Here is a 20,465-nt window from a genome sequence, read left to right as displayed (position 1 = left end):
AGGGGACAAATTTATTCGTCAGGCATGGTGATGCCGAGTTCCTGCACCTTTTCGGCGACTGCCTCTGGAAAAACGTTCTTGAACAGATAAAGGTCTTGTCCGATCACCCAACCAGGTGCCAACGCCGTCGCATATCGCTCGAAGTATCCGAGTTGTTTACCGAAAAGAACCAATTCCTCGGGACTCGCAACACCCCACTGCTTGCCCAACTGAATCAGTGCCATGATCAATTCACTGAGCTTGAGTTCACCGAGGTCACGGCCGAGAATTGGGGCCAGAGCCGTTGCGACCTGCATACCGAGCTGATCGTCGTCGACTTCGTAGTCGGTTGCATATCCCAAGGATCGAATTCCGCGGGCGACACGGGCGAAATCACCGTCGATGAGGGTGGCTCGGAACATGTCGGAAAGAATGGATCTCCAGGTCTCGGGAAGGACGCCGACGATGCCGAAGTCGAGCATCGCTATCCGGCCGTCGTCGAGGACCCACAAATTTCCCGCGTGTACATCTCCGTGGAACGGACCGTGAACGATGACTGATTCGAGCCAGACCTTCACTCCGCGTCGGATCAGCATGCGGGCTTCGTCGATGCCGTCCGGACCGGCGACGAACCGATCCAGTGGAACGCCGCGCATGCGTTCCATACAGATGACGCGGGGACCACAGTAGTCCCAGTACACCTCCGGTGTCGTGACTCCTTTGTTGTCACCGAATGCGCTGATGTTGTTCCGGAATGTGGTCTGCCGGTCGGCCTCGACCGCGCTGTTCAACTCCGTCATCGTTGCGTTGTGCAGATCGCGAATGATGGCGGTGGCATTGGCAATTCGAAGGAACTCGACAAACTTCTCGAGGATGTTCGCGCCCCAGTACGCCGCCCTCAGGTCGATCAGCATCCGCGCATAGATGTCCGGACGCTGGATCTTGATGACGGCCTCGCGGCCATCGTGCAGAACGCACGCGTGTACCTGCGCTACCGACGCGGCCGCGAGAGGTACGTCGTCGAATTTCGCGAACAGGTCGTCTACGGAGTATCCGAGGTCTTCGTGCACGACGCTTCTGGCCTGCTCGGCAGGAAATGACGGAACGTCGTCGAGGCAACGTAGGCATGCATTGGCGACGGGGGCGGGGAACAGGCCTGACGACGACGCGACCAGTTGCCCGAGCTTGACGAAGGTGGGACCCAGCGCGATGAAGCCGTCGACCATCCCGTCGGAGGCGGCGTCAGCCCACGTGCGTCCACGCTTGCGGAAAGGCCACACGATCAGTGCCAGCATGATCGACGTCGACAACACGACGGCGATGATCGCGGAACGCCACAACTGGGCGAGGCCGAAGCGTTCGAGGTCCGGCATGCGGACTTCGAGGGCAGTGGCGGGCACTCCTGACGAGTACGGCCCGACAGGTCGCGTTGGATCCAGCACAGCTCTCCCTCGTTCAACGAGCGCATCCAGCATTTTGCCGTGAGATCACTTACGCGACCCCTTCCGTTAGTCAGTATGCCAAGTCACACATAACTGCCGGAACCGCCTACGCGTTCAGCCTACGATCGGTGAATGCGTGAGCACTTGATCCCGATCGGCGAGGTTGCAAAATCGTTCGGAATTGCGGCGTCGACCTTGCGTTATTACGAGGACGAAGGACTGCTGTCCGCGCGGTCGCGAACTGGCGGTAAACGCTGGTACGGGCAGCGTGAGCTGCGCCGGCTGGCATTGATCCGGATGTACACCGAGACGGGAATGTCCTTGGAACAGGTGCGGTCCTTCATCGAAACCGACACCACGTCCGACCAGTTCTCGACGGTTCTCGCAAATCAAGTGTCGACACTCGAGGCACAGATCGCCGCTGCTACGCGAGCGAAGCTGATCCTCGAGCATCACCTGACGTGTCGGCAAGAGCGTCCGATGCAGTGCCCGTGGTTGCTCGAGCAGCTCGACATTCGTGTCGAAGCGGCGCTTGACTTCAAGTTCACTTGAACCTTCATAGTTAGGGCGCACTTACCGCCCTACCCGGAGGTTGACCATGTCGGCACGACGATGGCTGCCGCTCATCGCCGCATGCATCGGAACTTTCCTGTTACTGACGTACGCCACGATCACAACGATCGCGGTGCCGGCCATCGCAGTCGGTTTGGACGGCAGTACGGGCGCGATGTCATGGGTCGTCGACGCCTACACGCTGGCTCTTGCCGCGCTTCTTGTGGGCATGGGCGCACTCGGCGATGCGTGGGGACGCAAACGCCTCTACATCTGCGGACTGGTCGTGTTCCTGGTTGCAACGGCCGTGTGCGCGATTGCTCCGGACGTCACGGTTCTGGTCGTTGCTCGCGGCGCGCAAGGAATTGCCGGTGCGGCGATGTTCGCGACACTCCTGCCTCTGCTCGGCGAGGCATATTCGGGCCGCGATCGGCACGTGGCTTTTGCCGCGTGGGGTGCCGTCGCTGGATTGGCGGCGGGAATCGGCAATGTTGCAGGAGGGCTGCTGACGCAGTTCTTCGACTGGCGTGCGGTCTTCTATTCCGGAATCCCCGTGGCCGCAGTGGCGCTCGCAATGGCTGTGTTCTGTTTCGCCGACAGTGAGCGCGGCGACGACAACATCGACTGGGCCGGAATCGTTTTGTTCACCCTCGCTGCCGTTGCCGCGGTTCTCGGCGTGACGTGGGGCGGCGACATCGGGTGGGCTTCGTCGTCGACAGCTCTTGCCTTCCTGATCGCAATCGGTGCGCTGACGGCGTTTGTGTTCTGGCAGCGTCGAGGCAGCAGTCCGATGCTCGATCCGGCATTGTTCCGATCCCTGAAATTCGACGGCGTCCTCGTCGCTGCTTTCGGGTACTACCTCGCGGCCTACGGCCCGCTCGTAGTCCTTTCACTGTGGCTGCAGAACGGGCTGGAACTGTCGGCATCGGCGGCCGCACTCGTGCTCTCGATTCAACCGCTCGCTTTTGTCTTCGTATCGGCCTTGTGTGGATCACGGCTTCAGCGAGTCGACCTTCGACTGTCGCTCGGATTCGGGACGATCCTTTGCGGAATCGGTTGCGTGGCCATGCTGTACGTTCTCACCGAGCCGCTCTGGCCCGCACTGATCGCCGGGCTGATTCTGACCGGTGTCGGTTCGGCGATGGTGTCGCCGGTGCTGCCGGGTGCCGCGATGTCGGACGCCCCGGCAGAGCGCGCCGGGACGGCTTCGGCAACAGCCAACTCGTCGCGTCAACTCGGGCTTGCCGTCGGAATTGCGTTGTGCGGCTCGCTCTTCGTCGGTCCGGACGAGTTCGCCTTGCTGTGGCCGTTGGTCTTCTGTGCCGGCGTCGGAATGCTCACGGGTTTGGTGTCGATCCTTCTCTTTTCTCGTTCGTCAACTCCTGCAACAGTTCAACCAATCGCCGAAAGGGCACACACATGACCACGCTGTTCACTCCACGACCGCACCGGCGTATCGAGATGGACTGGAATCGCCGCAGGTTCCTCGGCGCTGCAGCAGGATTGGCTGCTGCGCTGGCAGCGACCGGTTGCTCGCGTTGGGACGCAGACGCCGGGGGCGAAGGCGATGCAGGCTGGTCCTTCACCGATGATCGCGGCAATCTGATCGAATTGGATTCACCACCAAGGAGATTTGTCACCTACACCGGTATCGCGGGTGCTCTGTGGGATTATGGACTGGTGCCTGTCGGAGTTTTCGGGGCACTTACACGATCGCCGGGATCAGCGGACACCAGCATCTCCGGCAATTTGGATTTCTCGAAAACCGACATGGTCGGGCAGCTCTGGGGACAAGTGGAACTCGAGAAGATCGCTGCGCTGGAGCCGGACGTCGTCATAGTCCCTCAGCTGCGTGGTTCGGCACTACTCGACGAGGCGAACTTGGATGCGGTGAAAGGCTTGTCGACAGTACTGTTCGTGGAAACGGCAGCAGGAACCATCGACCGAGCCGTGCAAGAGATCGTGGAACTGGCCGTGGAACTCGGGGCGGACCAGGATGTGGAGGCTCAGCGAAAAGACTACGACGCTGCGCGTGCACGGATCTCCGAAGTTGCTTCTTCGCTGAATAATTCACAGGTTTTGTTCGCGTCCGCAGATCCGGACACGATTCGTGTCAGTCGTTCGGGCTTCCCGATCCTCGCAGATCTGGCGGGATTGGGCCTTGCCGTCGTCGATCCGGCCGAGGGGTCGTCGGTCTACGTCGAGAAACTGGCTTGGGAGATGGCGGACCACTATCCGGCCGACATGATCTTCCTCGACGATCGCCCGTCCAGTTTGCAACTGGATACGCTCGGCGCCAATCCTGCGTGGTCCAACTTGTCCGCGGTGAAGGAGGGGAAGATCGGCACCTGGAATCCGGAACCCGTGCTCAGTTATGCCGGGATCGCCCGTACGTACAACGATCTGGCTGACCAGCTGCTGGCATTCTCACATTCCTGACCGCCGCGTCGTCTACGACGTATGGACCTCTTCACCGCTCTGTCTGCTCGTGTTGAATCCCTCGATTGGCCTGCGCTGATCGAGGGAATCGACTCCAGTGGGTGTGCCCAGACGACGCCGATACTCGACGAGTCGGAATGTCGCGAAATTGCTTCCTGGTACTCGGAGGTCGACCGGTTCCGGAGCACCGTCGACATGGCTCGATACCGTTTCGGCCAAGGGGAGTACCGGTACTTCGGTGATCCCGTACCGGAGCCGATCACGGCTATGCGATCCGCCTTCTACCGACACCTCCTGCCCGTGGCGCGGGAGTGGGCGTTCAAGCTGGGCGAGGGTGCACCGTGGCCGGATTCTTTCGAAGAATGGATCGATCAGTGTCACGACGCCGGTCAGAATCGCCCTACCCCGATCCTTCTGTCCTACGGACCTGGTGACTGGAATGCATTGCATCGGGACTTGTACGGAGAGTTGGTGTTTCCCTTGCAAGTCGTGATCGGGCTCGACAGACCTCGCATCGACCACGTCGGCGGCGAGTTCTTGCTCGTGGAACAGCGGCCGCGCGCCCAGTCGAAAGGGACGGTGACAGTTCTCGGGCAAGGTCACGCTTTGATCTTCACCACGCGGGATCGACCGGTGCAGAGTTCTCGTGGGTGGTCGAGAGCCCCTGTGCGACATGGTGTCAGCGTGGTGCACTCGGGTACGCGTCGAACATTGGGATTGGTGCTTCACGATGCCGAGTAAGACGTACATTCTCCGCGACGCTCGCAACAAACCCTACGAGAGTTCGACGCCCGGTGTGCTTGGCGGGCACCGGAAAACGAAGATCTACGGGCGACTCGACTGTCGAGGGGCCGCGCAGGCAATCGCGCGTGGCGGGTATGTCGCCAGTCGGGTGTTCTTCGCGGACGAGCCGACCGCGATTGCGGCCGGCTATCGCCCCTGTGCCGTCTGCATGCCCGAAGGTTACGCAGCCTGGAAGGCAGTTGCTACGCGCCGAAGCGGTCGCGGTACTCCTTCGGAATGAGCGGCTTGTCGCCGCGGACCTTCAGCTGCTGGACAGCCCAGGTATTGCCGTCCGGGTCGGCGAATCCGAAGAAGGTGCCCCCGTCACGCTCGTCGAAGACGGTGACCTCACTGGCATCGACGCCGCGGCCGATGAGCTCTTGGCGAGCCGCTGCAGCGTCGGCCACGACCAACTGCAATCCCTTCAACGAACCAGGGGTCATCTCGGTCTGCGACGGCAGGTTCCCGATGACGATCGAGCAGCCCGAACCACGCGGAGTGAGCTGGGCGACCGTCATGTGTTCGTTGACGGTGTGGTGGTCGAGATCGAAACCGACCTTGTCACGGTAGAACTCGATGGAGCGGTCGAGGTCACTGACGGGAACGATGACTACTTCGAGGGTCCAGTCCATGAAACTGCCTTTCGCTGAGGAGGTTCGGGCAAACAGGTGGTCAGAGTTGCGCGACGATCTTGTCCAGGCGTTCGTAACCTTCGGTGACGCCGAGCTCCATATTGCTCTCGATCATTCCGTCTCGCGCTTCGAGGCTCGGATATACGGAATGGCCGGAGAGGCGGGTGCGTCCGTTGCCCAGATCCTCGAACGTGATCGATTCGATGCTGACGACGTCGGGAAATCCCTCGTATTCGAAGGTCTGGATGGCAAAGTCGTTCTCGCGAACGACGTGAAATACACCGTTGAACCGGAACTCTTCGCCCTCGGGGTTGCGATGGACGTACTTGTATCGACCGCCGCTCACGAACTCGTATTCGTCGATCTCCATCTCGTATCCGTTGGGGCCGAGCCACTGCTTGACCAGATCGGGATTCGAATGAGCTGCGAAGACGGCACTGACGGGTGCGTCGAATTCGCGGGTGATGTCGATGTACGGCACGCCCTCAGGAGCCGTGATGGTGACGGGATTGGTGGTAGCCATGGCTAAGTCTCCTTCTGTGTGGTGCTGAGTAGGTGATCGAGCTTGCGGAACTGTTGTTCGTGGATCAGTCGATAGCGGTCGATCCAGGCGGTCAAAGCCTCGAGAGTTGCGGCGTTGAGATGTACCGGCCGCCTCTGGGCTTCGCGGCTGCGAGTGACCAAACCCGCGGCTTCGAGTACCTGAATATGTTTGGAGATGGCCTGTTTCGTGATCTCGAACGGCTCGGCCAACTCGTTGACCGTTTGGGGGCCGGTGCTCAGGCGGGCGATGATCCGCCGTCGTACCGGGTCGGCAAGCGCCATGAACGCTTTGTCGAGACGCTCGTCTGCCCCTGGATCCACGATCACTTGTCAACCATCTCCTTTATCAACCAACCTGTTGATTACGGTACGAGCCCATGCCGAGGGTGTCAATGCTTCGAAACCGATTAGCGTGGAAACCATGAACGCTCTGATTCCTCGGCCACGATTGGAAGTGGCGCCGGGGGCGATCCTCGTTCCGGATTGGCTCAGCGTCGAACAGCAACGCTTCTTGGTGGCCGAGTGCCGACGGTGGGCGACCGCACCCGTACCGATGCGCTCCGCTGTTGTCCCTGGTGGGCACAAGATGTCGGTGCAAACAGTCTGTCTCGGTTGGCATTGGCAGCCGTACAAGTACACGCGCACCGCCGACGACGTGAACGGTGCGCCTGTCGCAGCGGTGCCTGACTGGCTCGTCGACCTCGGCCGGGCCGCAGTTGCCGCTGCCTATGATGATCCGACTGCGGGGGAGCGGTACACGCCGGACACCGCGCTGATCAATTTCTACGACGAGGGCGCTCGGATGGGCATGCACCAGGACAAGGACGAGCGCTGCGACGCTCCCGTCGTCTCACTGAGTGTCGGGCAGAGTTGTGTCTTTCGATTCGGGAATTCCGAGAACCGGAACAAGCCGTACACCGATGTCGAACTCCATTCGGGTGATCTCTTCGTCTTCGGTGGAGAGTCTCGGTTCGCATATCACGGAGTGCCGAAAGCTATTGCGGGAAGTGCAATTCCCGACATAGGTCTGCCGTCCGGACGGTTGAACATCACCCTGCGGGATACCGGAATGTCGTGACTGTCTCACCCCTGCTGTGCCATTGGTGCAGCAGGGTCGAAGTCTGCGCTCGAAGGTCCGTCCCCGACCATCTCGATCAACTCGGTCGACGGTGGAGTTGGCAGCGTGCGCCAGCGCTCTCGTTCGAGGTTGTGGGGTTGTGTCTCGTTCATGCCCTCATTATCGACTTCCGACTCCGATCCACCAGTCGGGGATGGGCCGGGTGCAATTCGGTAGGCCGTTGAGGGAGCCCCGCTGTCTCGTCGACATCCTCGGACCTCGGCACGTCGACGACAGCTCGGGTCGCGTCACGGGTCTGGGGAGGTTGGTGGGTGGATTCGAGGCGACCGTGATTCGCTTACCCCAGTGTCTTGTTGCGGCCGGCGAGGGAGCCGAAGACGAGTTGCACGGCCAGCAGCACCAGCAACGCGATCAGAGGAGTCGTCCAGGAATCGACGGCGTCGTGCAGTGCACCGAAAACGAGGGGACCGGTGGCGGCCAGAAGGTATCCGACGGACTGTGCCATACCCGAGAGTGCCGCTGCTTGACCGTGATTGACAGTGCGTATTGCGAAGAAGGACAAGGCAATGACAATCGATCCGCCGATGCCGATGCCGAGGAATGCATTCCACAGCAGGGCCCAGGAGGGGAGGAGGAGTTGGCCGAGAACTGCCACTGCGGCGACCGACACCAGCCCGAGGACGGCTCCTCTCTGATCCTTGGGCAGTTTGTGCAGGAGCACTGCTGTGAGGAGGCTGCCGACGATCGAGAATATTTGCATGATGCCTTGATGCAGTCCGGCGGTAGCCGCGGTAGTGCCGTGTGATTCTTCAATGGTGGGCCACCATGTCAGAACGGTGTAGAAGAAGAGAGATTGGACGCCCATGAATATTGTGATCTGCCACCCGAGTGCTGAGCGCCAGGGGGAGCGATGGCCGCCTGGATGGGAATCCAAAGCCGCAGCATGATCGTGTTTCGGAAGCGTGCGTCGGCGAAGTTGGGGAAGGAACACCCCAAATCCTATGAGAGCCATAGCAGCCCAGATTCCGAATGCGATCCGCCAACCGTGATCGGTGAGACCGGCGATCGGCACGGCAAGTCCGGATGCGGTTGCGGCGACGGCTGCAGAGACCGCCGAGAAGATGCCGGTCAAACGGCCGGCTTCGGTCGGGAAGTCTCGTTTGAGGAGCGCCGGCAGTAGAACGTTCATTGTTGCGATGGACATGCCGAGCGATACGGTACCGATCCACAGCGCAGGCATCCACGGAACAGAGCGGATCACGATCGCTAAGGCGAGCATGCCGAGTGCTGCTGCGAGTGTCCGTTCCATTCCCCACCGAGCTGCGATGACCGGGGCAACGGGGGAGAACACTGCGAAGCACAGCAGTGGAAGGCTGATCAGCGCTGATGCTGTTGTCGACGAGATATCGAGATCGGTGCGTACCTCACCGAGTAGCGGGCCGACGACTGTGATTGAGGCTCGAAGATTGGCTGCGATGAGAAGAATGCCAGCGATAACGAGTCCTCGGCGCATTATCGGTATCGCGCTCGGGGCAGACGCCACGTTTTCGGTGTCGGAGATGACGTTAGCCATAGGTGTGCCCTTCTGAGATTGTCTGTGCGCTGAACCTCTTGTGTGTCAGCTACTTCGGCATGTTTTGCAGAAAGAGGGATCGGCTGTGGTCCATCAGTCGGACCACTGCGGCGGCTGCGCCGTCCGGATCGCGGTCACGGATGGCCGCAAGCAGCTGCCGGTGTGGGTCGTCGTCGGTCCAAGGTCCGATGAACAGCTGTCGAGTCTCCTTGTCGGACTTACCTTGTGGGATGCTCATGGTGTCAGAGCGATCGAGACTGCGGTAGATGTCCGTGATCAGTTGGTTCCCGCTCGCTGCGAACATCTCCAGGTGGAAGTCGAGGTCGTACTCGACGGATTTGGCGACGTCGGGCTCAGCGTCTCGGCCATCCAAAGCCCGAGTCATTCGGTCGATGTCTTCGGGCAGGGCTCGTTCGGCTGCGAGTCGGGCGGCGTAGAGCTCCAAAGCTTCACGGGCTTCGAAGATTTCGAGCACGTTCTCCGCCGCTGCACGTCGTTGGAGCGCAATCTCGAGTTCTGAGCTCGCGCAGACGTAGGTTCCGTCTCCCGGGCGTGCTTCGAGGAGGCCGGCATGGACGAGGCCGCGAATGGCCTCCCGGACTGTATTGCGGCTCGCGCCGGTCATTTCGACAAGTTGATGCTCGCCGGGGATCTTCTCCCCTAATTCCCAGTTGCCAGAAGTGATCTGGGACCGCAGTTGTTCCGCGATCTGCACTGAAAGTGGGATGTTGCGTGCGGTGGGTGCGATACGGGAATCCGGCATGAGTCAAATGTAGGACATTTGGCGATTTGTGGATAGGTTTACCTTTGTGATCTAGGGCACTCGGGTTCGGATCGCCCTGGGCGGGTACCGCCCTTCGGCATGTCGGCGTGCACGTGAGTGCTCCTGCCGACCGCGCACGGGGCAGTTGCCCCGACACGGAGGGCAACTGCGATCGATTCCTCACGGAATCTCATGCCCAGCAGACCCTCACGTGCGGGTCATTGCTGCGATTCCAGCGTCCATGCGGGCTGGTCGGTCACTTCCGGGCCGTCGTGCAGCACCCAAACACACGGCTCGGAGATGTAGGTGGCAGCATCGGTGAACCAGTATGTTTCGTCGGGTGCCCAGCCCGCGATGACGCTCGCCGTGTCGGTATCGACCTCGATCGCGGTTCCTGCTGCCGCGAGGTATCCCGTCACGGTAAGGTGCACTCCCTCAAATCTTTCCGCGACCTGCACCCAGTCGGGGATGACCCACCTGCCTGATCGGCCGGTAGTCCGGTACCAAACCTGCCGCGTTTCTGCGGTGACCTCGAGCGGGAACCGTCTGCACAGCTCCGACCAGGCTTGCGCGCTGTCGATCTCGTAGATGCGTGCGCCAGTCGGTGGCCGCAATGCTCGCACGACGACCCGCTCCCATCCCATGCTGTCTTCGACGAACCACAAGCCCGCCGGAGTCCCGTCGAACAGCGCCCTCGTCGAACCCTGAGTGGGTGGATTCGACCACCAATAACCTGACCAGTTCGCCGCGGGATCCACCGGGCGGTCACGTTCAGCTCTCGCTTCAGATTCCAGGGTGCTCGTGCGCCACTCGCTGAGGAGTTGTTGCGCAGCAGGCACTTCGTCTGTGTCCGGAGATTCCTCACCTCTGCTCAGGATCGACCATTGGTCGGATGAGGCGAGCGAGGTTGACCACCACCGCGCGCATTCGGAGCCGGCGATGTGCTCGGCGACGCGTCGAAGCTCATCTCGCATAACTTCGGTGGCGACGAGGACGTCTTCTCCGTCGGGATCCTGCCAGTAACGCGCCGCATCGACCGCTTCTGCGAGGGCGGAGCGTAGATCGACGGCGGTGACGTCGGGGAGCGATATTTCCGTGAGGCTGCGCGCCACGTCCTCCGCGGTGACTATGGTCTGCCGGGCCTCTTCGGCGCCCGGGCCGAACAACACTCGGGAGGTTCCTTGTCCGACGTCGAGGTGATACGCCGCCCGGTGAGCGTTGATGCGGAACATGTCGTCGCCTGGCTCGGGACGCAGGGCGCGTTCGGCGTCGATCGCATACGCGAGCAGCATCCGGCGCCCGCGCGGGCCCGACAGCAAATTATCCGCAGTGAGCATCTGTTCTCCCGTTTTCTGGTTCAGATGACGGTAGCCGAGGTCAGCGAGATGGAGAGCTTTCTCCCTTGATATCGGAAATCCCGACGGCCGCGTCGCGCACGACATGATCGCCACACACTGCATTCGGCGGCGAAGGCGGACGGAAGGGAGCCCCAGGCTGCTGCCAGTCGCGTGAACGCCGCTTCTTTGGTGTGCGCGATCACTGCCATCTTTGTGCAGCCGTGGTTTTCGTCGATCAGAGCTCTCTCTGTTCGTCTGCAGTGACAGCGCCATGGGTCCTGTTCATTGCGCAGGATGATCCCGAATGAGAACTGAAAAGTTTGGGAGGCAGGTGTTTTGGCGAGAGTGATCCGTGTGCCATCAGTACAGTCTCGACCGGAACCAGTGATCGAGGCTGATCATGTCGATCTGGTGCATGTCGAGACTCAGCTGGGCAGCAGCTTTCACCGCGTCGGCGCGGGGGATAGAGTTCTGGGGCAGAGTCCAGGTGGTCTCCCGCGCATGTTGCTCGAGAAGGTCGATGACTGTCCGCGGGACAGGCTCGTTGACGTGAAGTGTTGAGCCGTAGCGAAATTGCTGTTCTATCGACAACTCGTAGATGGATCGGGCGAGTAGGTCTACGTCGACTACCGACAGGACAGCGCTACCGCCGTCGATGATCGAGTCGAGGCGAGAGACAATTCGCGTCAGTGTCGGAAGAAACCATCTGTCGCCGGGTCCGTACACGAGATGCGGCCGGACGACCAGGCCTCCGGCGTCGCGCACGAACTTCTCGGCGCGAGCGCGCGTGCGACTGGCCGGTGAGAAGGGGCTGAGAGGTGCGCCGTTGACCGGCAAGTCTCGAAACGGTCCCGGCCCGTACACGGCCGCGGTGCTGACGTAGAGCAAGCGTTCGACGCCGACGGCGGCGGCCATCGACGCAACGTTCTGTACGCCGTGTTGGTTGACGTGAACGCACTGTTGTTCGTCGTCGCCCACGTACGACACGCAACAGATGACGGTCGACGCCTGACTCATTGCAACTCGTAGAGAAGCACTTTCGTTGATGTCGCCGATCACGGTGGCGATTCCTTCACGGCCGAACTGTTTGGCTGCGGTGGCCGTGCGAACGAAACCGATTGCAGCGTTTCCGTCGCGGGAAACCAGCTGTTTCATCACTGCCGAGCCGATGAAACCAGTGGCCCCGAGTACCAGAGTCGTCACGGTGTGTCCGTGTCGAGAGCGTTGCTGCGGGCTCTTTCGACGTATCGTTGAGATTCATTCCGTCGGCAACGAGAGCTGGGTAGATCATGCAGGAGCGTGCTGTCCTGACGCGCCAGGCCGTCATTTTGGGTGCTGCGAAGAGCTTCGAGAAGTTCGGGTACTCCGCCAGTTTGGGCACGATCTTGCAGCACGGGGGTGTGTCGAAGGGGGCGATGTATTTTCATTTCGCGTCCAAGGAGGAGCTTGCGCACGCGGTCATCGCAGCGCAGCACGGTATGGCGATGGAGGGTACCCGGCGGGTTGCTGCGCACTCCGACATCGCGGTCGAAACCCTGGTGCTCGTTTCGCAGGAGATGGCTCGGCAGCTTGTGACCGAGCCCATCGCGCGAGGTGGCATGCGGTTGACGATGGAGATCGGCAGTATTCAAGGCCCCATCGAACAGCCGTACCTCGATTGGATCGAGGCTATCAAGCAGGTGGCAACCCAAGCGGCCGAAGCCGGCGATATCGTCCCGGGCACCGATATCGACGCGTTGGCTCGATTTGTGGTGGGGTCGTTCACCGGAGTGCAGATTCTCTCGGAAATGCTGACGGGCAGAACCGATCTGTACGAGCGGTTGAGTCAGATGTGGAACCTGGTGCTGCCAACGATCGTCCGCGAGGACAAGTTGGCGCACGTCATGCAACTGGCGGCGCTTGCACCGAGAGAGTGGGAAGCACCGAGCGCTTGACGTGGAAGACGCGACGAGAAGAACGTGTTCGTTCCCTCTCATGATTGGTCCGCAACTGTAATTTCGAGTTCCGCGGTGGTTTCCAGTTCTTGAGTGAACCGAACTCGGTGCACATGGCCCGACGCGTCAAGGGGGATCGTTGACACCTCGCACGGCGTTTCCCATTCAGTGAACCTCGGAAAGACCGCCGAGAGTGAGGCGATCTTTGTTGCTGGGTTGCCGATGTGAAATCGGAGCGCTTGTCGGGCGGCCTCGAAAAGAATCATTCCTGGGATGTGGTCGACGGGGTGATCGAAAAGGGAGTGGTTGCGCGGATCGGGAGCGCAGAACATCGCGTGCCGAGCAGGATCAGTGCTGATGAGCACATCTCCATCGGTTAGGCGTCCGACTCGCTCCGATCCGACCACCGCGGCTCCGGAAGGAAGGATGCGCCGGCTCGGGCGGTGGTCTTCTCGTCCTTGCCGAATTCGACGGTATCCCTCGGGGCTGACTCCTCGCGCAACAGCGTTGCATCTGGCGACGTGCCGGTTGCCCTCGCTGAGGATCCCCGACACTTCGACCCCCGAAACCGCTCCGTCGCGATGAGTGAGGTTGTCCACTGTCATCGAGAAACTCAACGGCTTCGCGACTGATTGCACGTCGAGCGCGTCCAGCATCTCGAAGCTGAACGTTTCCATGAGGAACTTGTAGTGCAGTGGAATCTCGTATCGGGTGTGGCACAGAAGCACCACTGCCTGTCGAAATGCTTCTGCCACCCCGAGCGGATCGTGTTGCTCGCTCGATACGTCGAATATCCGGTGCGAGACCGGGAGTTGCACAGCAACCTGGTACGCCGAGTCCGATTCGATCCGGTAGTCCGTCAAGAAAACCTCGGCAACAGCATGTCTGTGGACAAGATGCCGCGGCACTGTGCGTGTGTATTCCATTGATTGAATGCACCTTTCGATGTTCACTCGTGTCTTCGGTGTCGTGTAGGACCTAATATTCGACGTCCGGGCGCGTCATCGAATCGTCAAAATTGACGATCTTTTCGAAGGTCGAGTTCGATCAGGGGCGGCACCCCATCTCGGCGAGTGTGTCTGGGGCACTTCCTGCTAGAAGCGTCCGATCCGAAGTTCCAGTGGGTGTCTGCGTGCGTCGTGACCAGAGCGGCGGAGCATCGCGCATGCCTCCAGCTGGGAATGCACCCCCAGTTTTTGCAGGATGCTTCGGATGTGGGCGCGAACCGTGGTCGGTGCGATGTGGGCGGTTCGAGCAATCGAGTCGACATTCGAGCCTCCGTAGAGAAGGCCCACGATCTCGAACTCGCGATCGGTGAGACTGCTGATTCGTGCGAATTCTTCGGTGCGCAACCGGATGCGTTGTACGAGCGAGGACTTGTCGTGTGCAGACCGAGCGGAGTTGGGGTTGATCGCAGCCTGCAGCTCATCGAGCAGGGATGCGAATGGCAGTTGAGAGTTGAGCACGGCGTGGGCGCCCGCTGCGAGCCCCCGAATCATGGAGTTGCCGCTACTGAGATCGCCGACCAGGACCGATCCCTCGAGCGCGGAGAGCTCCTTTACCTGCCAATCGACGCCCCCGAGTGGTAGGAGAACGAGCGCTCTACCGTGATCGCTGGTGTGATGCCTTAACAGGCTCATGTCTGCGGTTTGTGGCTCGGAATAAGCCCTGGCGCTGATTCCGGCAGCGATTGCATTGGCGAACTCTCGATCGCTATGAGTGGTGTACACGGTGACTGTGCTGGAGAGTGTCATAGCGACTACATCTCCGGTGGAGGTCCACTCCGCCCGCTCTCTTCGCTGCGAAACCAAAACCGTTGCTTTCAGCGTGGTTTCGTCAGCAGGTTAGCTATCGCAGTGACCTTTCCGCTGATGCGCACGAAGGTTACGGCGATATCGCAGTTGCCCGTCCTCCCATGGAGACTCGTGCGTTCGACACCTGATCGTGGACCTTCGAATTATGCTAGGGCGCTGAATATTTGGGCGATGAGTATCCCGCGTAGACGAGCCATTAGGCGTTCCGTCGACGACGTGAACGACTCCCCAATGGCTCGAGGCATTCAGGCGTCTCGATCGAGTTTCCGCGAGGCCGGTGCGTCGCACTCTCAATGGTCTGTACCCAGTCGGGTCGAGATATTGACTGTTACCGTCAGTTGCACATACCCTGTACATTGGCGCTGACCTTAGGGAACCCGGCCTGAACCGGCCGATCGTTCTCGGTCACTGCCGACGCCAGATGTAGCTTCGCGACGACCTACGAAACGAGTTTCCTCATGACACAGCATGTCGACGTACTGATCATCGGCGCTGGCTTGTCCGGAATCGGCGCGGCTTGCCACCTCATTCGTGAGCAGACCGGAAGCACTTACGCGATCCTCGAACGCCGCGAGAACATCGGTGGCACCTGGGACCTGTTCAAGTATCCCGGCATCCGATCGGATTCCGACATGCTCACCTTCGGATTCGGTTTCCGTCCGTGGATCGGAACCAAAGTGCTCGCAGACGGCGCCAGTATCCGTGACTACGTCGAGGAAACCGCCAAGGAATACGGCGTCACCGACCACATCAACTTCGGCCGCAAGGTCGTGGCAATGGACTTCGATCGCGCGACTGCTCAGTGGTCCGTGACCGTCCTGGTCGAGGCGACGGGGGAGACCGAGACGTGGACCGCGAACGTCCTCGTCGGCGCCTGTGGTTACTACAACTACGACAAGGGATACCGCCCCGCCTTCCCCGGTGAGGACGACTTCCGCGGTCAGATCGTGCACCCGCAGCACTGGCCGGAGGATCTCGATTACACCGGAAAGAAGGTAGTGGTCATCGGTTCCGGTGCCACCGCGATCACCCTGATCCCGTCGATGGCCCCCACTGCCGGTCACGTCACCATGCTGCAGCGCTCGCCCACGTGGATCCAGGCGCTACCGTCCGAGGACCCTGTGGCCAAGGGTCTCAAGCTTGCACGCGTTCCCGACCAGATCGCTTACAAGATCGGTCGAGCCCGCAATATCGCACTGCAACGCGCCAGCTTTCAGCTCTCACGTACCAATCCGAAGCTGGCGAAGAAGCTGTTCCTCACCCAGATCCGCTTGCAACTCGGCAAGAACGTGGACCTGCGTCACTTCACCCCCAATTACAACCCGTGGGATCAGCGCCTGTGCGTGGTTCCCAACGGAGACCTGTTCAAGGTGCTCAAGAGCGGCAAGGCCGACATCGTCACCGACCGTATCGCCACGTTCACCGAGAAGGGCATCGTGACCGAGTCGGGCCGCGAAATCGAGGCCGACGTCATCGTCACGGCGACCGGCTTGAACGTGCAGATCCTTGGCGGGGCGACCATGAGCATCGACGGCGAGCCCGTCAAGCTCAACGAGACGGTCGCCTACAAGAGCGTGCTCTACTCCGACATCCCGAACTTCCTGATGATCCTCGGCTACACCAACGCATCCTGGACGCTCAAGGCCGACCTGGCCGCGTCCTATCTGTGTCGCGTACTCAAGATCATGCGTAAGCGCGACTACACGACTTTCGAGGTTCACGCCGAACCTGAGGACTTCGCGGAAGAATCTCTCATGGGCGGAGCCCTGACATCGGGCTACATCCAGCGTGGCGACGGAGAGATGCCGCGTCAGGGTGCCCGCGGTGCGTGGAAAGTGGTCAACAATTACTACCGCGACCGCAAGCTGATGCACGACGCCGAGATCGAAGACGGTGTGCTGCAGTTCAGCAAGGTCGATATTGCTGTCGTGCCTGATAGCAAGGTCGCCAGCGCATAGTCGGCTCCACCGGGGGATGGACCGGTCGCACGACCCAGACGTCGGTCCGACGTCTGGGAAGGCTGAACGTGACGCTGCAAGATGTCGGTATGGCGTGACTGTTCAGGCTGATTCTGTCCGCTTGACCCGCGCGTTATGCACAACCATCGGGACAGTTATTGCCAGGACCATCGCTATCACGAACACCGATATGAAGACCCAGGGGCGCGCTGCTTCGGACGCTCGCACGGTCAACACAGCTCCACTCGTAAGCAGGGGCATCCCTGCTGCCGCGAGTAGATCGACGTGCCGCGGGGCGACAGGAGGTCCGGCGAAGTATGGAACTCGAACCCCGGAGTTCTCTCGAAGCATCCGTCGCTCCGACATCGCGTAAGTGCTCGCGCCGACTACGAAAATGGCCAGTCCGAGTACGACAAGACCAATTCCCGTTCGGGTGGTGAGCGCGGCAAACATGAACACCGATGTCACTGCCGGATAGAGCACCACCATCTTCCAGAGTGGAGTCTTGATCCGCGTGTCGACTGCAACACTGACCGGGCGCATCGGTTCGAGAGGCTCCATCAGCTCAGCGTGCCATGCGCCGCTCGGGAAACAAACTGCCTGTGCCGTTTCTGGCGGACTCCGGCTGCCTGGCCTGGATGTCGGGACCCCTCACTACGATTCTCATCGTGACCGATTACGACGATCTCGACATGTTCGGTGGCCTCGACGCCTCCTCCCTGCCGCTCCGCCAGCAGCAGATTCTGATGACCATCCGGGATCTCGTGGCTGCCAACGGGTGCACGCCGAGCACACGGCAGATCGGAGACGCGGTTGGTCTGCGCTCGACGTCGACGGTGTCCAAGCACCTCAAGAGTCTCGAAGAGAAGGGCTTCCTCCGCCGAGGAGCGGCCATGGCTCGGCAGCTGGACGTGCGGCCGTTCCTCGTAAGCGCGAAGGAACAGTCGTCGTCGAATACGGTGACGGTTCCGGTCGTCGGTGACATCGCGGCCGGCGCGCCGATCCTCGCGGAGGAGCACGCCGACGAGGTGCTTGCGCTTCCTCGCGAGCTCGTCGGCTCCGGCACGGTGTTCGGACTTCGGGTGCGTGGTGAGTCGATGGTCGACGCAGCGATCTGTGACGGTGACGTCGTCGTGGTGCGCCGCCAGGACGAAGCTCATTCCGGTGAGATCGTCGCCGCGATGATCGACGGCGAGGCCACGGTGAAGGTGCTCCGGCGTCGCGACGGTCACGTGTACCTCGAGCCTCGCAATCCCGCGTACAGCGTCATCGACGGCGATCACGCGGTCATCCTGGGCAAAGTTGTTTCCGTGATGCGCCGTATCTGAGAGGTGTCCGGTCTCAACGACGTTTGGCGCGGGGACCGCCGTATTCCTCATCGGTGACTTTGTCGCCCCATGTAGTTTCGGTGCCTCCGTCGCCGGGTCCTTCCCACAGTGCGAGGTGGCTCATGAAACGGTCGGGTGCCGCGCCGTGCCAGTGTTCCTCTCCCGCTGGGGTGTAGACGGTCTCACCCGGGTGGACTTCGACGATCTCGCCGCCGCGAGCTTGAACCAGCGCGGTACCGGAGACGATGTGGAGGGTCTGTCCGACTGCATGGGAGTGCCAGTCGGTTCGCGCGCACGGTGCAAAGCGAACCATGTTGGCGCGCATCCTCGACGGCTCCTGTCCGGCGTAGATGACGTCCCACCAGACGTCGCCGGTGAACCAGTCGCTGGGTGCTTTGCTGGTGGGCTGGGGCTTCAAGATTTCCATGAGGTCTCCTCGGAATCGAAAGGGGCGGTTCAGTTCTGCGTCAGCGGAACAAGTCGAATGGTGTTGGGTGCGGCGGCGCGGCCGGTGACGGAGCCGACGATCTGCGGGCCGTAGCGGTCGTACTTGGTGTGATAGGCGGAGTCGATCGACGAGTGGGCATCGGGTGCGGCGGACTCGAACGCCACGTCCCGCTCGATTCCTCCTGCTCGGATTCGGCCCGTTCCACTTGCCGTTGCTCGGACGAACCACGGGTTGTCGGTTCCGTAGGCCGAGCGAACGTACAGTTGGTTGTCGGTACGGACAACCCAAATCGTGACGTACGGCCTTGCGGTTCCGTCTCGGCGGTACGAGGAGATCTGCAACTCCTCGGCGTCGCCGATCTTGGTCAGTTCAGCCTCGGTCCACGAGTGCGACATCTCGGCTTCCTTTCTCCTGTTCGAATTGCTTTTTGGTACTTCGCGTTCTCGTAGCCGGGACGATCAGTGCGAGGACGATGACGAGACAAGCGGCCAGCAGGGCGGTGCCTGCGGTGAGAGCCGTTGATACGTGATCGGTGAGTGCCGTTGTAGCGTCGTCGGCAGAGGCTCCGGCGCCCGCGGAAACTGCGACGAGGATGCCGAGTCCGAGAGCACTGCCCAGTTGGTGTGCAGTGTTGACCAATCCTGATGCGGCACCGGCATCCTCGGCCTGTACCCCGGAGATGCCGGCAGAAGTCAGAGGGGCGAAAGCCAACCCCTGTCCGGCGCCGATCAAGATCATCGGAAGTGCTATCGCAGTGAGGTACGTGCTGCCGGGATGGACCAGACTGAGCCACGCCATCCCGGCCAGGGTGACGGCAATGCCAACCGACAGAATTGCGGAATTTCCGAATCGCGGTGTCAGTCGCGGAATAAGCATCGCCACAGCAAAATTGACGATCGTCATCGGGAAGAAGGCGATGCCTGCTTGGAACGCGCTGAAGCCCATGACGCCTTGGAGTAGCTGAGTCGTGAAGTAGAAGAATCCGATCATGGCACCCAGATAGAGCATTCGGGCGGCGTACGCCCCGGATCGCTCCCGGCTACGGAACAACCTCAGTGGCATGATCGGCTGCTCCGCTCTCGCTTCGTTGAGGAAGAGCAAGGTCAGTAGTATCGCCCCGGCCGCCAGTGTCGCAACGGTGATCGGTGAGGTCCACCCCACTTCGGCCGAGTTGACGGTGCCGAAGACGAGCGCGGTCATCCCGAGTGTGGCGAGAACAGCGCCGGCCACATCGAAACGTCCGGAGTTGGGCTCGGTTTCCGGAATGAACCGGGGAGCGAGAGCGATCATCGCGATACCGATCGGAACGTTGATGAAAAAGCCTGCGCGCCAAGACACCCAGTCGGCAAGGGCGCCGCCGATCACGAGTCCGAGGCTGGCGCCTATTCCCGCAGCAGCGCCGTACCAGGCAACAGCGCGCGTTCGCTCCGGGCCGGGCGGGAAGCTGGCGGTCAGCAGTGACAGCGACGCCGGGGCCACCACTGCGGCTCCGACGCCTTGGAGAGCGCGCGCTGCGATGAGCCACCAACCGTTCGGCGCGACCCCGACGAGAAACGACGCAATCGCGAAGATCGCGAGACCGGCCACGAATACGCGACGACGGCCGAAGATGTCCCCGAGACGAGCACCCAGCAGGAGAAGCCCGCCGAACACCAGGGTGTAGGCGTCCTGGACCCAGGACAGCCCGGTTGCCGAGTAACCCATGCTGCTTTGGATGCTGGGTAGCCCGGTGAAGATGATCGAATTGTCGAGCAGGATCATGAAATAGCTGATCAGAATGATCGCCAGGATCGCGGTGGGATTGATGCGACCGGCAACAGGACGGGTGGCAATGTGGGTCACGCGCATCTTCTTCGCAAGTG

24 protein-coding genes are annotated in these 20,465 nt (G+C 61.2%); 9 read left to right on the top strand and 15 right to left on the bottom strand.

The annotated features are described in order from the left end of the window. Window positions 1–11 precede the first annotated feature (11 nt). Window positions 12–1,421, bottom strand: a complete 1,410-nt coding sequence (locus EHW12_RS26795) for an AarF/UbiB family protein (RefSeq protein WP_030536471.1) — start codon at window positions 1,419–1,421, stop codon at window positions 12–14. 132 nt (window positions 1,422–1,553) lie between these two features. Between EHW12_RS26795 and EHW12_RS26790 the strand changes: the two genes are divergently transcribed. From EHW12_RS26790 to EHW12_RS26770, 5 genes are read left to right on the top strand one after another with little or no spacing between them, the layout of a single operon-like run. Beyond that, window positions 1,554–1,973, top strand: a complete 420-nt coding sequence (locus tag EHW12_RS26790; RefSeq protein ID WP_125052169.1) for a MerR family transcriptional regulator — start codon at window positions 1,554–1,556, stop codon at window positions 1,971–1,973. Between the two features lie 46 nt (window positions 1,974–2,019). Next, window positions 2,020–3,396 (top strand): MFS transporter, encoded by a 1,377-nt coding sequence (locus EHW12_RS26785; RefSeq protein WP_125052167.1) that lies wholly within the window; start codon window positions 2,020–2,022, stop codon window positions 3,394–3,396. After that, window positions 3,393–4,412, top strand: a complete 1,020-nt coding sequence (locus EHW12_RS26780; protein ID WP_007729750.1) for an ABC transporter substrate-binding protein — start codon at window positions 3,393–3,395, stop codon at window positions 4,410–4,412. The genes EHW12_RS26785 and EHW12_RS26780 overlap by 4 nt, the downstream gene beginning before the upstream one ends. A 21-nt stretch (window positions 4,413–4,433) precedes the next feature. Further along, window positions 4,434–5,153, top strand: coding sequence for a 2OG-Fe(II) oxygenase (locus EHW12_RS26775; protein ID WP_007729749.1), 720 nt, complete (start codon window positions 4,434–4,436; stop codon window positions 5,151–5,153). Next, a complete protein-coding gene (locus EHW12_RS26770; protein ID WP_007729748.1) occupies window positions 5,143–5,436 on the top strand; it encodes an Ada metal-binding domain-containing protein in 294 nt (97 codons plus the stop codon). The genes EHW12_RS26775 and EHW12_RS26770 overlap by 11 nt, the downstream gene beginning before the upstream one ends. Here the strand turns inward: EHW12_RS26770 and EHW12_RS26765 are convergent. Genes EHW12_RS26765 through EHW12_RS26755 form a run of 3 tightly spaced genes read right to left on the bottom strand, consistent with a single transcriptional unit; the run spans window position 5,399 to window position 6,697 of the window. Further along, window positions 5,399–5,827 carry a VOC family protein gene (locus EHW12_RS26765; protein ID WP_007729747.1) on the bottom strand — a complete coding sequence of 143 codons (429 nt, stop codon included), beginning with the start codon at window positions 5,825–5,827 and terminating at the stop codon, window positions 5,399–5,401. The genes EHW12_RS26770 and EHW12_RS26765 overlap by 38 nt on opposite strands. 40 nt (window positions 5,828–5,867) lie before the next feature. Then, entirely contained in the window at window positions 5,868–6,350 is a 483-nt protein-coding gene (locus EHW12_RS26760) for an SRPBCC family protein (protein ID WP_003940319.1), read from the bottom strand. A 2-nt stretch (window positions 6,351–6,352) separates the two neighbouring features. Then, on the bottom strand, window positions 6,353–6,697 hold the full coding sequence (locus tag EHW12_RS26755; RefSeq protein WP_003939956.1) for a metalloregulator ArsR/SmtB family transcription factor: 345 nt from the start codon (window positions 6,695–6,697) through the stop codon (window positions 6,353–6,355). A gap of 94 nt (window positions 6,698–6,791) precedes the next feature. Between EHW12_RS26755 and EHW12_RS26750 the strand changes: the two genes are divergently transcribed. Next, window positions 6,792–7,448, top strand: a complete 657-nt coding sequence (locus tag EHW12_RS26750) for an alpha-ketoglutarate-dependent dioxygenase AlkB (protein ID WP_125052165.1) — start codon at window positions 6,792–6,794, stop codon at window positions 7,446–7,448. A 5-nt stretch (window positions 7,449–7,453) separates the two neighbouring features. On the opposite strand, the gene EHW12_RS34760 is transcribed toward EHW12_RS26750, so the two are convergent. The 5 genes from EHW12_RS34760 to EHW12_RS26730 all read right to left on the bottom strand — a co-directional run bounded on the left by EHW12_RS34760 (window position 7,454) and on the right by EHW12_RS26730 (window position 12,324). Next, complete coding sequence (locus tag EHW12_RS34760; RefSeq protein ID WP_003939737.1) at window positions 7,454–7,600, bottom strand: hypothetical protein; 147 nt, start codon at window positions 7,598–7,600, stop codon at window positions 7,454–7,456. 185 nt (window positions 7,601–7,785) lie between these two features. Continuing rightward, window positions 7,786–9,021 carry an MFS transporter gene (locus EHW12_RS26745; protein ID WP_050656055.1) on the bottom strand — a complete coding sequence of 412 codons (1,236 nt, stop codon included), beginning with the start codon at window positions 9,019–9,021 and terminating at the stop codon, window positions 7,786–7,788. A 49-nt stretch (window positions 9,022–9,070) separates the two neighbouring features. Further along, window positions 9,071–9,784: an FCD domain-containing protein gene (locus tag EHW12_RS26740; RefSeq protein ID WP_003940486.1), complete on the bottom strand. Its 714-nt coding sequence runs from the start codon at window positions 9,782–9,784 to the stop codon at window positions 9,071–9,073. A gap of 218 nt (window positions 9,785–10,002) precedes the next feature. Then, complete coding sequence (locus EHW12_RS26735; protein ID WP_125052163.1) at window positions 10,003–11,121, bottom strand: hypothetical protein; 1,119 nt, start codon at window positions 11,119–11,121, stop codon at window positions 10,003–10,005. 360 nt (window positions 11,122–11,481) lie between these two features. Next, window positions 11,482–12,324 (bottom strand): NAD-dependent epimerase/dehydratase family protein, encoded by an 843-nt coding sequence (locus EHW12_RS26730; protein WP_125052161.1) that lies wholly within the window; start codon window positions 12,322–12,324, stop codon window positions 11,482–11,484. A gap of 86 nt (window positions 12,325–12,410) precedes the next feature. Between EHW12_RS26730 and EHW12_RS26725 the strand changes: the two genes are divergently transcribed. Further along, window positions 12,411–13,055 (top strand): ScbR family autoregulator-binding transcription factor, encoded by a 645-nt coding sequence (locus EHW12_RS26725; protein WP_003940238.1) that lies wholly within the window; start codon window positions 12,411–12,413, stop codon window positions 13,053–13,055. Window positions 13,056–13,093: 38 nt separating this feature from the next. Here EHW12_RS26725 and EHW12_RS26720 read toward each other — a convergent pair whose 3' ends face one another. Together EHW12_RS26720 and EHW12_RS26715 are read right to left on the bottom strand one after the other, a co-directional pair. Next, a complete protein-coding gene (locus tag EHW12_RS26720; protein ID WP_125052159.1) occupies window positions 13,094–13,981 on the bottom strand; it encodes a ScbA/BarX family gamma-butyrolactone biosynthesis protein in 888 nt (295 codons plus the stop codon). Window positions 13,982–14,149: 168 nt separating this feature from the next. Next, window positions 14,150–14,809: a LuxR C-terminal-related transcriptional regulator gene (locus tag EHW12_RS26715; RefSeq protein ID WP_073512573.1), complete on the bottom strand. Its 660-nt coding sequence runs from the start codon at window positions 14,807–14,809 to the stop codon at window positions 14,150–14,152. Between the two features lie 518 nt (window positions 14,810–15,327). On the opposite strand from EHW12_RS26715, the gene EHW12_RS26710 reads away from it, so the two are divergent. Next, window positions 15,328–16,827: an NAD(P)/FAD-dependent oxidoreductase gene (locus EHW12_RS26710; RefSeq protein WP_003940522.1), complete on the top strand. Its 1,500-nt coding sequence runs from the start codon at window positions 15,328–15,330 to the stop codon at window positions 16,825–16,827. Window positions 16,828–16,929: 102 nt separating this feature from the next. On the opposite strand, the gene EHW12_RS26705 is transcribed toward EHW12_RS26710, so the two are convergent. After that, the gene (locus tag EHW12_RS26705) at window positions 16,930–17,388 is read right to left on the bottom strand and encodes a hypothetical protein (RefSeq protein ID WP_125052157.1); all 459 of its coding nucleotides are present in this window, start codon (window positions 17,386–17,388) and stop codon (window positions 16,930–16,932) included. 77 nt (window positions 17,389–17,465) lie between these two features. On the opposite strand from EHW12_RS26705, the gene lexA reads away from it, so the two are divergent. Next, window positions 17,466–18,155 carry a transcriptional repressor LexA gene (gene lexA, locus EHW12_RS26700; protein ID WP_206434787.1) on the top strand — a complete coding sequence of 230 codons (690 nt, stop codon included), beginning with the start codon at window positions 17,466–17,468 and terminating at the stop codon, window positions 18,153–18,155. Between the two features lie 13 nt (window positions 18,156–18,168). On the opposite strand, the gene EHW12_RS26695 is transcribed toward lexA, so the two are convergent. Genes EHW12_RS26695 through EHW12_RS26685 form a run of 3 tightly spaced genes read right to left on the bottom strand, consistent with a single transcriptional unit; the run spans window position 18,169 to window position 20,451 of the window. Beyond that, window positions 18,169–18,582 carry a cupin domain-containing protein gene (locus EHW12_RS26695; protein WP_007729736.1) on the bottom strand — a complete coding sequence of 138 codons (414 nt, stop codon included), beginning with the start codon at window positions 18,580–18,582 and terminating at the stop codon, window positions 18,169–18,171. 29 nt (window positions 18,583–18,611) lie between these two features. Continuing rightward, window positions 18,612–18,998 (bottom strand): DUF2255 family protein, encoded by a 387-nt coding sequence (locus EHW12_RS26690; protein WP_054825998.1) that lies wholly within the window; start codon window positions 18,996–18,998, stop codon window positions 18,612–18,614. Beyond that, window positions 18,973–20,451 (bottom strand): MFS transporter, encoded by a 1,479-nt coding sequence (locus EHW12_RS26685; RefSeq protein WP_241199053.1) that lies wholly within the window; start codon window positions 20,449–20,451, stop codon window positions 18,973–18,975. Before EHW12_RS26685 ends, EHW12_RS26690 begins: the two co-directional genes overlap by 26 nt. Between the last annotated feature and the right edge of the window lie 14 nt (window positions 20,452–20,465).

Origin of the sequence: Rhodococcus sp. NJ-530 (assembly GCF_003860625.1) — a bacterium.
Lineage (GTDB): Bacteria > Actinomycetota > Actinomycetes > Mycobacteriales > Mycobacteriaceae > Rhodococcus_F > Rhodococcus_F qingshengii.
The sequence above is the reverse complement of the archived record's forward strand: the minus strand, read 5'-3'. Positions and strand labels throughout refer to the sequence as shown.